Raw genomic sequence first — 13,165 nt, 5'->3', positions numbered from 1 at the left:
CCTGTCGAATCAATGGCTCATCCTGTTTTTTGCCATGATCATCACCCTGTGGCAGGGCCTGCCCTACTACATGATCCTGTATTTGTCGGCCCTGGCGAACGTGGACAAGTCCCTGTATGAGGCCGCCGAAATCGACGGTGCTGGCCCGATCCGCCGTTTTGTGACCGTCACTGTCCCCGGCGTGAGGGTCATGATGTTCCTGGTCGCCACACTGACGACAATCGGTTGTCTGAAGATCTTCACAGAGGTCTACCTCCTGGGTGGCTCCGCCTCTCCGACAAAGACCCTGACGATGTATATCCGAGACCGCATCGTCGACCCCACCTTCGGATCTCTGGGGCAAGGTGACGCCGCGTCGGTGTGTCTTTTCCTCATCACCTTCGGTTTCATCATCGCCTCCCAGAGCTTGCAGAGGAAGGCTGAAGACTCATGAGCACCGCATCCCGCACCGACACCACCTCCTTCGGCGAGCGCTTGGCCCAGTGGCGCAAGGAGCGTCGCCTTGAACGTCAGGGGCGCACCGTCGCCTCGCGCCAGATGCGCGGCGGCGCCCTGTTTGCGCGGTACGTGCTGCTGATTGTCGTCGCTATCGTTCTTGTTGGACCTCTCATCCTGCCACTGATGGCGGCATTCAAGGCCCCCGGCGAATCTGTCTTCGGTCAGGGTGCGACGATCCTTCCACAGCAGTGGTCGCTGGATTCCTTCGCGGTCCTCTTCGAGCGCACTAATATCCTAGGGGCGATCAAGAACTCGGCGATCATCGCGGCACTGACTGTGACCTCGAACATCATCCTGTCGTGTATCGGCGGCTACATGCTGTCGAGGCGTGGGTGGACCGGGCGCACCATCATGTACTTCGTGGTCCTGTCCGCCATGATCTTCCCCTTCGAGTCCATCATGCTCTCCCTGTTTAAGATGATGGTGCAGCTTGACCTCTACAACACGCTGCCCGGCGTGTGGATGGTTGCGATGATCGGTCCCTTCCAGATCCTCATGATGCGTGCCGCATTCATGGGCATTCCCGACGAAATAGAGGATGCCGCCCTGATTGATGGGGCGGGCGAGCTGCGTCGCTTCTGGTCCATCTTCCTGCCCCAGGTGCGCGGTACGTTGACGGTCGTGGGCCTGACCTCCTTCATCGGGGCATGGTCCGACTTCATCTTCCCGTTGCTCATGCTGCCGAATCCGGAGAAGCAGACGCTGATGCTGACGCTGACGGCGATCCAGAACTCGCCCCAGGGCGTCACTTACCAGTTGGTTCTGGCCGGAGCAGTCGTCGCTATGATCCCCGTGGTCCTAGTCTTCATGTTCAGTCAGAAGTTCTTCTTCCGTGGCATCGAAGACGGTGGTTTGAAGTTCTAATCTCGCCCCTCGCGGGTGCGTCAGCACCCGCGAGGGTATTTTCTACCCAAAAAGGAGGTTCTGTCACAAAAGCTAACACGTGATAGGTATTGTGGGATCCCTTTCGACAAACGAAGGTTCCCGGCCATTCACCCCATACTGACGAAGGAGTTACACTCATGGGGACTCGACCCATCATCGGTGCGCTTGGAGCGCCGATTCTCGCGGCCACCATGCTCGGCCTCACCCCCGCAGCGACCATCGCAGCCTCCGACACCCCCTACCACCCGACCGTTCTGTGGGCGACCTCCGAAGAGACAGTCGGCGAAGGTGCCCCGAATGGTACCATCGCAGCGCTCGTCGACGACGACACCGCTCGCACCGACGCGACCAAGACCTTCTGGACCACCAAGTGGAAGGGAGGCCTCGACCCCTACCCCCACGCCCTCGCCGTCCAGAACCCCACGCCTGGCACCCAGGTCTGCGGCCTCGGCCTGACCCCGCGCCCCACCTACGATTCGACGCTCGGAAACGACCAATTCCCCGGCGAATACCGGGTGTTCGCCTTCGACGAAGACCCCGGCAACCCCGCCGCCGCAGCCTCCTTCGACGACTGGAAGATGAAGGTCGCCGCGGGCACGTGGGACGGCGGCACCGAACTCGCCCACGGTTCCGACCTACAGTACGGGAACAAGGAACAGTACGTGACCTTCCCCGCGACGACGAAGCGCGTCATCGCTCTTGCAGGCCTGCGCTCCCTCGCCCCGGGTAAGTCGGACATGGCCCTGTCCGACATCAAGCTCCTGCCCTGCGACGCCGACGGTAACGCGATCACCTCCTACGGCGGTGACGAAGGCGGCGTCAACAACGACGCGGTCCGCCCCGTCGTTCCTCACCCGGAGGCTCCCGAGCAGGGATCGGGCGCGTCCGACCTCGTCGTTGACTTCGTCATCGACCAGCTGCCCTACGGCGAACCCAGCAAGCCCGTGGACTTCGCCCCCAGCACCCACACCTACACGGCCACCGGCTACTACCATGCCACGACCGTCTCTGCGCGCCTCCGCGCGGTCGAGGGCGCCGCCGTCACCATCAACGGCGTAACCCCCGACGCCGCCGGACGCGTGTCCAACCTCGACCTCGCCACCGGCCTGAACGTCATCACCGCGACCGTATCCAAGGACGGCAAGGAAGCCACCTACGTCGTCAACATCACCAAGGTGGAGACCGATTTCCGCGGCAACGTGCTCGTGCCCGCCACGGCCTCGGCGAACGGCGGCACCGAGGCCGACAACGCGGCCCTGACCGACCTCGACCCTACAACGACGTGGACCTCCGATCCGCTCGTTCGTGCCAGCGACTGGTCGAGCAACGTCACCGGTATCGAGCTGCACCTGGGCGAAGCCCGCTACGTGCACCGCGTCAACGGATGGGGCACCCCGACCCTGCCCGCTGGCGCGCAAGGATGGCACGGCGGTAACTCCGTGGCCATCGCTGTCCAGGAGGCCGACGGCGGCCCGTGGACGACCATCGTCACCCACGGCTCGCTCACGCGCGACGCGCGCGGCCTGTGGTACTGGGACTTCAACGCCTACCACCTCGCCACAAACATCCGCATCTGGATGAACGACGAGACCGAGCCCCAGACACCGCAGAATATTGCCACCGCCGTGACCTTCAACGACATTGAGGTGTGGGGTCTGCCTGCTGGTCAGACCCCCGTCGCCCCTGAAGTCGACAACTCCATGTACGAGCGATACTCCGGCTTCAATCCCGGGGAGAGCACGTGGGGTGTCAACCGCGCCCAGGCCCTCGCACTACAGTACGGCGTCATGATGCCCGCGTGGGTTCCCTCCGAGGGCTACGGTCGCGGTGGCTTCGACGCCAATGAGCGTGACCTCACGGGTGGCGCGTTCCCGATGTTCTACGACCTGCCCATGTTCAACACCCCGATGATGGAGTCCCTAGGCAAGGGGGCGCCGTGGGCCCTCGCCAAGGCCCCCACCGGCAAGAACAGCATGTGCAATGCGGGCAAGCCACACGACTTCATGAACGAGTACATGGCGCCTTACGCGTCCACGCTCGTCGACATCCAGTACGGCGACGAGGGCGGATTCAACCGCGGCGAATCCGAGTGCTTCAAGAACTGGTTCGCCTGGTCGAAGCAGAATATCCCCGGTGCGGTCGTCCACGCCAACTCCTGGGACGACCCGTCCTGGTACCGCGACGCAAACTTGAGCTACTACGTCGAGAATGCCAAGCCTGACCTACTCAGCTGGGACAAGTACTACTGGGGAGCCAACGGCGGCCCGGCTCCGAGCAACGTCGTTATGGACCTGCTCAACACCAACACGTGGAAGAAACAGCGCGAATACGGCCTCAAGGGCCTTACCGGTGACGGCTCCAGCCCAATCCTGTACGGCCAGTACCTGGACTACAACTGGGATGCGAACGTGTCTGCCTCCGAAAAGTCGATCGTCCCGTCCCTGGGCCTGGCGACCGGCCAGAAGTGGTTCGGCCTGTTCCGCATGGAGTACAACGGCTACGACCGCTCCTCGATCATCGACCATGATGGTGCGCCGACGCGCTCGTTCTACGAGTTCTCCACCATCTTCGGCAACGTCAGCTACATCGGTAACTACACGAAGGCTATGAACTCCACGTTCATCGCCTACAAGCCTGGCCAGTACGCGGCCCGTTCCGATACCCCGACGCTGAGCGGCTACACCTACGGTAACTTCGCCTCCGGCGACGAGGCTACAGCCGCCAACGAAGCCGTCGGCCTGGTTGACATGTCGGTGTCCAACGTCGGCTCCGTCAACGACGGCCTGCCCGGCGACGTTGTTGTCGGCTACTTCGAGCAGCTGAAGGGCCTGGAGAGCGCCAAGTCCGCCGAGATCTTCGGCGACTCCACGACGGCCCCCACGGGCTTCATGGTTGTCAACGCTCTGACCGGCCAGACCCGCTACCCGTCCTACCTGCTCGACCCGCGCACAGACAACGGTTCGTTGGCCGAGACCGCTCAGGATATTACCCTGACTGTCAAGAAGCCGAGCGCGGACGCGCACCTGATGCTCGTCAACCCCGCCGACAAGACGACGCAGGAAGTCGAACTCGGCGACGGTGAGACCTCGCAGGTCGTGCTGACGGCCGTCGGCGGCGGCGACTCGCGCTTCCTGTACTGGGTGACCCTCGACAATCCGACCCCGGATTCGACCCCGGATTCGACACCGGATTCGACACCGGATCCGACACCGGATCCCTCACCCGAGCCGAACCCTTCCGTGGATCCGACCCCCACCCCAGACCCGACCGTGGATTCCACCCCGGCACCCCGGCCGACCCCGGATCCCACGCCCCAGCCTCGCACAGGCCAGTGGAAGTCCGGCTACTTTGGCTGGTGGTACGCCTACTCTGACGGCACATACGCCGCGAACGAGACCCTGGTCATCGATGGCCTCACGTACCGCTTCGACGCGAGCGGCTACCTGAAGACGGGCTGGGTTCACGAGGCTGGACACTGGTACTACCACGGTACCTCCGGAGCCCAGCAGGTTGGCTGGGTGAAGGATCGCGGCTCCTGGTACCACTTCGGCACCAGTGGTGCGATGACGACCGGCTGGTATCAGGAAGGACCCACCTGGTTCTACCTGCGAGGCAGCGGCTCCATGGCCACCGGCTGGGAGCTGATCGGCTGGACCTGGTACCACTTCGCGCCCTCGGGCGCGTGGATCGGCTAACAGAGTTGCCGCGTGAATGACGAGGCCATGGCCGGGTGTTCCGGCTGTGGCCTCGTCCGCGTGGGGGAGGGTCAGTCCTTGCGAATCGCCAGGGACTCGACGCGGTGGTCGGCACCCTTCGTGAAAATGAGGGTGGCGCGCTCGCGGGTGGGCTGGATGTTTTCGCGTAGGTTCGGCAGGTTGATCGCGTTCCACACCATGTGTGCGGTGGAGACGGCCTCGGTGTCGGTCAAGGACGCGTAGGTCTTGAAGAATGAGTCCTCGCGGGTGAACGCTGTCGCGCGCAGCTTGAGGAAACGCTCGACGTACCACTGCTCAATATGTTTCTCGTCGGCGTCGACGTAGATGGAGAAGTCGAAGTAATCGGAGACGGCGACGGAAATGGAGCCGGGCGCGGAGCGTGGGGGCTGGAGGACGTTGAGGCCTTCGACGATGAGGATGTCGGGGCGGTCCACGTCGATGTAGGTGTCTGGAACGATGTCGTAGGTGACGTGGGAGTAGACGGGGGCCTTCGCGTGGGGGTTGCCGGCTTTGACGGACGCGAGGAAGGAGATGAGGGCCGTGCGGTCGTAGGATTCGGGGAATCCTTTGCGGGCGATGAGGGAGCGCTCCTGCAGGATGCGGTTCGGGTAGAGGAAGCCGTCCGTGGTCACCAGGTCTACGCGGGGCGTGGAGTCCCAGCGTGAGAGCAGGAGCTGGAGGAGTCGGGCGACGGTGGACTTGCCGACGGCGACCGACCCGGCGACGCCGATGACGAAGGGCGTCGAGTGGGCGTCGGATTCGCCTAGGAATGCGTGGCGCTCAGCGGAGATGCGCCGACGCCCGTCGATGTAGAGCTGGAGGAGGGCCGACAGGGGCCGGTAAATCGTGTCGACCTCGGTCATGTCGATGGGGTCGCCTAGCGACGCGATCTGGTCGATGTCCTCCTGGGTGAGCGGCAGGGGAGTACGGTCGGCCAGGGCATCCCACTCGTGACGGTCGAAGCGCGCGTAGGGGCTGGGGTTGGCCCGCCATCCCACGTTCGGGGCCGTTCCCGACGAGGCCGTGGATGGGGTGGGCGCGGAAGCGTCAGTGGTGCTCACGGGGTTATTGTCCCTCACATAGGGTCCTCTTGCGCCCCGTGTTCACCTGACGTACGCCACGTGAATCGACATACGTTCAGTGTGCCGGAACGGGATCGATGTGTTGGAATTAGTGGCATGTGCGGAATTGTTGGACATATTGGATGTAAGGCTTCCCAGCGCAGCCGCGAGGTGATCCTCGGCGGTCTGGCGCGCCTGGAGTACCGTGGCTACGACTCGGCGGGCATCGCCCTGACCGGTGCGGATGGCCTCTACGTGCGCCGCGCGGTCGGCAAGCTCGTGAACCTCGTGGAAGAAATCGACGCGGATAGCCCTGCCGACGCTGTCGCCGGCATCGGGCACACCCGCTGGGCGACCCACGGGCGCCCCACGGTCGCGAACGCCCACCCCCACACGAGCCCCGACGGTCGTTTCTCGCTCGTGCACAACGGCATCATCGAAAACGCGGACACCCTGCGCGCCGCCCTTATCGCCGATGGTGAGACCTTCGCCTCCGAGACGGACACCGAGGTGGTCGTCCACCTGCTGGCGCGCGCCTACGACCAGGCCACCCCGGCCTCGTACACGGGAGCGGTCGCCGGACTGACCGGGACCGACGAAGAGGTCGCGCGCCGACTGGTCGTCGCCATGCGCGCCGTCACCGCCCAGCTTCACGGCACCTTCACTCTCCTGGTTGTCTCCACCCAGTCCCCAAACGTTATCGTCGCGGCCCGCCGTTCCTCCCCGCTGGTCATCGGCCTGGGCGAGGGCGAGAACTTCCTGGGGTCGGACGTGCTGGCCTTCGTCGAGCACACGAACCGTGCCGTTGAGATCGATCAGGACCAGGTCGTCGTCGTCTCGGCGACCGACGTGACCGTCATCGACCCCGACGGCATGCCCGTTGCTCTCAAGGAGTACAAGGTTGACTTCTCCTCCGACCGCGCCACCAAGAATGGCTGGCCGACCTACATGGAGAAGGAAATCCACGAGCAGCCCGACGCTGTGGGTGCGACCCTGGCTGACCGCATCGACTCCTTCGGTCACCTGGCCCTGGACGAGGTTCGCATCCCCGAGTCCGTCCTGCGCTCCGTCGACAAGGTCATCATGATCGGCTGCGGCACCGCCTCCTACGCTGGCCAGGTCGCGCGCTACGCGATCGAGCACTGGTGTCGTATCCCCGTCGAGGTCGAGCTTTCCAGCGAGTTCCGCTACCGCGACCCCGTCGTCGGTGAGAAGACCCTGGTCGTCGCCATCTCCCAGAGCGGCGAAACCATGGACACGATCCAGGCGATCCGCCACGCGCGCGAGCAGGGCGCGAAGGTCGTTGCCATCGTGAATACGCCCGGCTCGACCATCTCGCGCGAGTCCGACGCCGTGATCCTCACCCACGCCGGCCCCGAGATCGCGGTCGCCTCCACCAAGGCCTTCACCGCACAGGTCGCCGCCTGCTACATCCTGGGCCTGTACCTGGCGCAGGTGCGCGGAAACAAGTACGCCGACGAGATCGCCGACTACATGGAGAAGCTCACGCGAGTCCCCGAGGCCATCGCCCGCGTCCTCGAGAACGGCGAGACGGTCCGCCAGTTCGCCCGAACCATGCAGGACGCGACCTCGGTCATCTACCTGGGGCGTCACGTCGGCTTCCCCGTCGCCCTCGAAGGCGCGCTCAAGCTCAAGGAAATCTGCTACATCCACGCCGAGGGCTTCGCCGCTGGCGAGCTCAAGCACGGCCCCATCGCTCTGGTGGACGAGGGGCAGCCGGTCATCGTCATCGTGCCGACCCCGCGCCGTCCCGAGCTGCACGGCAAGGTCCTGGCCAACATCGCCGAGGTCCGCGCCCGCGGTGCCCGCACGATCGTCGTCGCAGAGGAAGGAGACACCTCCGTCGACGAGTTCGCCGAGGTCGTCTTCCGCGTGCCCCCCGTGCCGACCCTGTACGCGCCGCTCCTGACCGTCGTGCCGCTGCAAATCTTTGCCTGCGAACTCGCCACCGTCAAGGGGCTGGACGTCGACCAGCCGCGCAACCTGGCCAAGTCCGTGACGGTGGAGTAATCCACCTGCGCGGGGCGCATGCCCCGTGAACGTTCCCGGGCCTCGTTCCTCATTTGGGACGAGGCCCGGGCCGCTTTTACGGAGCGGTGTCAGCTTCCTCATGCTCGGGGGCGACTGTGGGTTCCCCTTGCGTGTTGTGCGAGGCAAGCCGTCGACGGCATGTGCGCTCACAATTCAATACCATCCGGCTACCATGGAGGTCATGAGTGTCGCAGATAATTCCTCCAGGTCGAATGCGTGTCTCGACCTGCCTGCGGACTTCTATTGGTATGGCGGCGGTAATGGAACGGCTCAAGAGCACATCAGCTTAGCTGTGGAGGCTCTCATGGGAGCCATCTCGGCCCCGGCGAATCGCCGCTTGCATCCCTACCAGGAGAAGCTGAACCGCGCTTTATTCAGAAAACGTCTTGAAAAAGCTGCTCAAGGCAAGCTTCGGCCACCGAGAGAACTAAAATCCTTGCGTGGCGGTGCTACTCTCTTCGAAATCCGCTGGCGGGACATTCGGGTTCACGAAGTTAATCGCTTAGGGATTGGGGTCGAGGTCCGCCTTATCCACGCTCAGCCTGAGCAGCTTGACCGTTGCATACTGGGCCTCCATGCTCATGAGAAGGTGATCATCAAGGGCAACCCGGCTGCGACCAAGGCCGCGCAAGACGCTCAGATCACCATTGCCGAGCGCCTCCTCATCTCCGGATATCGCACATGCTGGGGTGTCGAGCGGCGCACACAACATGACTGAAGTTTGCATAACGTCATCTCACACTTATATAGTTTAATCTATGACTTCAGTGAGTGATGAGATCCTTGAGCGCCGCGCAGATCTGCTGGTCGATGCGAAGGATCGCCTTCTCGAGGATTTGGTAAGCTTCCGCAAGGAGCATAAGCTTAGCCAGCGGACTGTCGCCGAGCGCATGGGTGTCAGTCAGCCGACGGTCGCTGCGTTTGAACGCTATGACGCTAACCCGACTGTGTCGTCCATTATCCGTTACGCGATGGCCGTCGATGCGCTCATCGACATCAAGGTTGTCGATGACTGTGGTGAGGGCGTGCCCGCTACGTGGCAGATGACCGGAGCCGCCAAGGCAACTGTCCGTGTTCCGGCGACACCGCGTAAGGCACAGGTAATCGCCGACGGCTGGACCATTACCCAGGAGCCAGCTCATGTCTGACGTACCGCTCTTGACAACCGCCGACGAGATGCTCAGGATTGTGGAACTCCAGCTGGCAGCTATCCGCTTTGACCACCTGTCGATTGACCTCATTGACAATGCTCCGCAGGCAGGTGTTGATCGTGAAGACAGCGAGTCGACGCCGATCGAGATTACCTGCAATCTCGGGACTCGGCAGGAAGGAAAAGAGTTCGGAACTCGGTTTAAATTCCAGATCACGGCTCCTCAGTGGCAGGCCGTTATCGCGGTCATTACCGATTATGAAGGCTGCCAGGAGTTTGCTCTCTCCCCTGAAGCCCCTGCAGACTTTGCATCGAGAGTCGCGCTTATGGCGGCGTTTCCTTATGCTCGTGAAGCCCTCAGTGATCTGACCACGCGGGTTACCGGCACGGCAGTTCTTCTGCCTCTCATTCGCCCCGGCCAAATCACGTTCGCTCCCAACATGTAGTCCAGGCGGTTTTCTTACAAGGGCTGTGCGCGTCTCTCCCGCACCTTGTTCGCCCTATAGTCTGACGTCGGCCGCGGCCCCGTGAACGTTCCCGGGCCTCGTTCCTCATCTGGGACGAGGCCCGGGCCGCTTTTACGGACCGGCGTCAGTTTTACGGAACCGGGGCGTGAGGTGGCGTATAGGAAATGCCATTAGTTGTGAACGCCATCATGAGAGGTGTGTGAAACAGCAGCCAAAACCGCGATGGAGATTGCAGACGAGGGGGAGGGGGCGACTAGCGTTGAAGAGGTGGCGGGAAGCCCGCCACACCATTCAACGCAAACAAGCCCCGGCCTCGTGAAACGGGGCCGCGAACACCCCAGGAGGTGCGCACATGACTCTGTCCACGATCCTCATCGGCATCCTGCCCTCAGTCTTCTTCGGCGTCGCTACGACGCTGATGGGAAAGACCGGTGGCTCAGACCGCCAGCGAGTCATGGGTGCCGTCCTCGGCGGCCTGCTCATGGCCGCCGTCGCCACCCCGTTCCTGCACCCCGCGTGGACACCCCTGAACCTGGGCGTCTCCTTCCTGACCGGTCTGCTCCTCGGCGTCGGCGTGTGCGATCAGCTGCGCTCCTACTCGGTGCTCGGCATGAGCCGCACGATGCCCTTGTCCACCGGCGGCCAGCTGGTCCTCATGTCCCTGGCCGGCATCGCGATCTTCGGCGAGTGGCTCCACGGCGGCGCACTGCCCTACGGCCTCGCCGCCATCGCCGTCCTCATCGTCGGCATCTGGTTCCTCTCCCGCTCCGAGTCCGGCTCCGACGCGGCCTCCCTCGACTGGAAGCGGGGCGCGTTCCTGCTGACCACCTCCACGCTGGGACTCGTGGCCTTCCCGCTTATCATCAAGTACTTCGGCATCCAGCCCGCCGAATTCCTCCTGCCCCAGGCGATTGGCTACACCGTGTACTGCGGTGCCTTCTTCGCGATCCAGGGCCGCGGCGGTGTCGCCCCCGAGGACTCGCTGCGTCACCGCCGCATGTTCCCCTCGATTTTCAACGGCGTCCTGTGGGGCACCGCGATCCTGCTGCTCCAGCTCAACTCCAACAACCTGGGCGCCGGCACCGGCTTCACGCTCTCCCAGCTCGGAATCCTGATCTCCACGCCGCTGGGTATCCTGTGGCTCCACGAAACCCGCACGCGCAAGGAGCTGCGCTGGACCATCATCGGCGTCGCCCTGGTCATCGTGGGCGCGGTCCTGGCGGGTGTCGCCAAGACCCTCGACGTCGCCTAACCGGCGCGTTCACTCCCCCGGAGCCGGGGGAGTGAAGAGCTGGGCGAGCTGGCCCCACAGGACCGTCTGTCGAACAGGTTCCATCGGGGGCTGGCCCCCGGCGCTCGTCCCCGTCCCGAGCTGCCTACGGCTCGGCCTCATCGTGAAGGTAGCGCGCGACCGCCGCATCGGTTCCCAGAGGGCGCGCGACTGCCGTGAAACCGGAGGATCCCAGGACCGCAGTCCCTCCCAGGCCTCGGCGCAGGGCTTCGTGCCCGCGAGCGCCGTCGGGAAGCGCGCGGAGGCGCGCGAAGACGTGGGACAATGAAGACATGTTGACATGTGACGGCCCCGCCCTGACGTTCCCGCAGGCGCGCTCAATCGAAGAGCGCTTTGTCCGTGAGGCTGCGGAGATCGATGATCCGGATCTGTATATGCGCCAGGTCGGCGACGCGGTCGCGCAGCGCGTTGCCCGCCTCGTCGGTGACACGTCCCCTCTGTTGACCGAACCTCACGAACCCGTCATCCCCGGCCCGCGGGCGGACGTCGTTGCCTTCGTCGGAGGCGGCGACAACGGAGGCGATGCCCTGTACGCATGCGCGACCCTCGCTGACATGGGCATCAGCGTGGCGGCGATCCTGCTGAAGCGCAAGCGCCACTCTCGCGCGCTGCGCGCCGCCACAGCATCCGGGGTCACCATCGTGGACCTCAAGGGGGACTCAATCACCACAGTTTTTGATTCCCCCCAGCTCTCCCTGGTGGCATTCGCGACAGTGTGGATCGACGGCATCGTTGGCATCGGCGGCAAGGGGGCCCTCAAGGGGAACCTCGCGGAGGCCGTTGAGCAGCTCAACGATTTCTCATTCCTCACCCGCCCTGCGGTTGTCTCGATTGATGTGCCCTCGGGCCTGACCGACGACGAGGGGAGCGTGACGGGTGCCGTCATGCGTGCCACGCACACGATGGCCGTGGGCAGCTTCAAACGCGCCCAAATCCTGCCGCCCGCCGCGCAGTATTGTGGTGCCTTGGAACTCATCGAGATGAAGTGGACCGGACTCGTTGGCCAGACGCCCGCTGACACGGAGGAAACGAGCGGCGAGGTCCCGGTGTACTTTTACGAGGGAACCGGCGGCAGTCGGTTCGTCCAAGTCCCGGCCTTCGACGACGACAAGTACGCGCGCGGTGTCGTCGGCCTCGTCGCGGGATCCGACACCTACCCAGGTGCTGGCCTGCTCGCCACGCGAGGGGCCCTGGCATCGGGCGTCGGCATGGTGCGACTTAACTCGACCCGCCGCGTCCAGGACCTGGTCTTGGCCGCCGAACCGGGCGTCGTCATGGTGGGCGGGCGCATTCAGGCAGCCCTCATCGGGCCAGGTCTGGACGAGGAGCGCCGCGAGGATGCGCTCGAACTCGCGCAATTCTGTGGCCAGTCCGGCGTGCCGCTCGTCATCGACGCCTGGGCCCTCGACCTCATTCCGGAGCTGGCGGACACCATCAACCCTGAGACCACCGTCCTCACCCCGCACCACGGTGAGGCTGCGCGGCTGCTGACGAGGCTCGGCACGCCGACGAAGCGGGATGAGGTCGCCGCAGCCCCCCTGCGCTACGCGAATCTCCTCCACGATGCCACGGGCTGCCACGTCGTCCTCAAGGGCTCTGTCACCGTTGTGCGGTCCTTCGAATACGCGGACAAGCTCCGTGATCAGGCGCTGCTTGCCAGCTTCATCAACCCGGAGTTGGGCTTCCCCGACCTGGACAACATGGAGCAGACAAGCGCCCGCTGCGACTCCACGCTGGTTGCGCCGACCACCACGTCGTGGGCAGGCACAGCGGGCAGCGGCGACGTCCTGGCCGGCCTGATCGCCGGTATCCTCGCCCGCCCCGTCAGGGACGAGCACGCGCTGCCCGGACCCGACGGAAAACCACAGGCCGTGACGCCCGAACGACTGGTGTCGGCCGTGTGGCTCCACGGTCGCGCGGCGAAGTTGGCCACGGATCGGTACAACGGTCGCGCCCCCATCCAGGCGCGCGACATCGCTGACGCAATCCCGGAGGTCCTCGCCGCCTTCGACTCCTGAGATGGAAGAGTGTAGGCGCAGCCGCAC

The 13,165-nt window shown here is 64.4% G+C and carries 11 protein-coding genes; 9 read left to right on the top strand and 2 right to left on the bottom strand.

Features of this window, described 5'->3' with window-relative positions; genetic code table 11:
• The 3 genes from QZ149_RS04240 to QZ149_RS04230 form a co-directional block, all read left to right on the top strand.
• The coding region (locus QZ149_RS04240) for a sugar ABC transporter permease (protein WP_291450029.1) at window positions 1-433 on the top strand (433 nt) is incomplete at its 5' end.
• Window positions 430-1,362 carry a carbohydrate ABC transporter permease gene (locus QZ149_RS04235; RefSeq protein ID WP_291450028.1) on the top strand — a complete coding sequence of 311 codons (933 nt, stop codon included), beginning with the start codon at window positions 430-432 and terminating at the stop codon, window positions 1,360-1,362. The genes QZ149_RS04240 and QZ149_RS04235, both read left to right, overlap by 4 nt.
• Window positions 1,363-1,520: 158 nt before the next feature.
• The gene (locus QZ149_RS04230) at window positions 1,521-5,078 is read left to right on the top strand and encodes a cadherin-like beta sandwich domain-containing protein (protein WP_291450027.1); all 3,558 of its coding nucleotides are present in this window, start codon (window positions 1,521-1,523) and stop codon (window positions 5,076-5,078) included.
• A 71-nt stretch (window positions 5,079-5,149) separates the two neighbouring features.
• On the opposite strand, the gene coaA is transcribed toward QZ149_RS04230, so the two are convergent.
• The gene (coaA, locus tag QZ149_RS04225; protein WP_291450026.1) at window positions 5,150-6,160 is read right to left on the bottom strand and encodes a type I pantothenate kinase; all 1,011 of its coding nucleotides are present in this window, start codon (window positions 6,158-6,160) and stop codon (window positions 5,150-5,152) included.
• 117 nt (window positions 6,161-6,277) lie between these two features.
• On the opposite strand from coaA, the gene glmS reads away from it, so the two are divergent.
• The 5 genes from glmS to QZ149_RS04200 all read left to right on the top strand — a co-directional run bounded on the left by glmS (window position 6,278) and on the right by QZ149_RS04200 (window position 11,081).
• Window positions 6,278-8,191 carry a glutamine--fructose-6-phosphate transaminase (isomerizing) gene (glmS, locus tag QZ149_RS04220; protein ID WP_291450025.1) on the top strand — a complete coding sequence of 638 codons (1,914 nt, stop codon included), beginning with the start codon at window positions 6,278-6,280 and terminating at the stop codon, window positions 8,189-8,191.
• Between the two features lie 202 nt (window positions 8,192-8,393).
• Window positions 8,394-8,930: a hypothetical protein gene (locus QZ149_RS04215; RefSeq protein ID WP_291450024.1), complete on the top strand. Its 537-nt coding sequence runs from the start codon at window positions 8,394-8,396 to the stop codon at window positions 8,928-8,930.
• A 40-nt stretch (window positions 8,931-8,970) separates the two neighbouring features.
• Window positions 8,971-9,360, top strand: coding sequence for a helix-turn-helix transcriptional regulator (locus QZ149_RS04210; protein WP_291450023.1), 390 nt, complete (start codon window positions 8,971-8,973; stop codon window positions 9,358-9,360).
• Window positions 9,353-9,808, top strand: coding sequence for a hypothetical protein (locus QZ149_RS04205; protein ID WP_291450022.1), 456 nt, complete (start codon window positions 9,353-9,355; stop codon window positions 9,806-9,808). The genes QZ149_RS04210 and QZ149_RS04205 overlap by 8 nt, the downstream gene beginning before the upstream one ends.
• Before the next feature lie 373 nt (window positions 9,809-10,181).
• Window positions 10,182-11,081, top strand: a complete 900-nt coding sequence (locus QZ149_RS04200; RefSeq protein WP_291450021.1) for a GRP family sugar transporter — start codon at window positions 10,182-10,184, stop codon at window positions 11,079-11,081.
• A 124-nt stretch (window positions 11,082-11,205) separates the two neighbouring features.
• Here QZ149_RS04200 and QZ149_RS04195 read toward each other — a convergent pair whose 3' ends face one another.
• On the bottom strand, window positions 11,206-11,394 hold the full coding sequence (locus QZ149_RS04195; RefSeq protein ID WP_291450020.1) for a hypothetical protein: 189 nt from the start codon (window positions 11,392-11,394) through the stop codon (window positions 11,206-11,208).
• Here QZ149_RS04195 and QZ149_RS04190 point away from each other — a divergent pair.
• Window positions 11,393-13,138, top strand: coding sequence for a bifunctional ADP-dependent NAD(P)H-hydrate dehydratase/NAD(P)H-hydrate epimerase (locus QZ149_RS04190; RefSeq protein ID WP_291450019.1), 1,746 nt, complete (start codon window positions 11,393-11,395; stop codon window positions 13,136-13,138). The genes QZ149_RS04195 and QZ149_RS04190 overlap by 2 nt on opposite strands.
• Window positions 13,139-13,165: the final 27 nt, after the last annotated feature.

Origin of the sequence: Actinomyces sp. ICM47, from assembly GCF_905369875.1 — a bacterium.
Classification (GTDB): Bacteria; Actinomycetota; Actinomycetes; order Actinomycetales; family Actinomycetaceae; genus Pauljensenia.
This window is presented reverse-complemented; position numbering and strand designations above follow the sequence as displayed.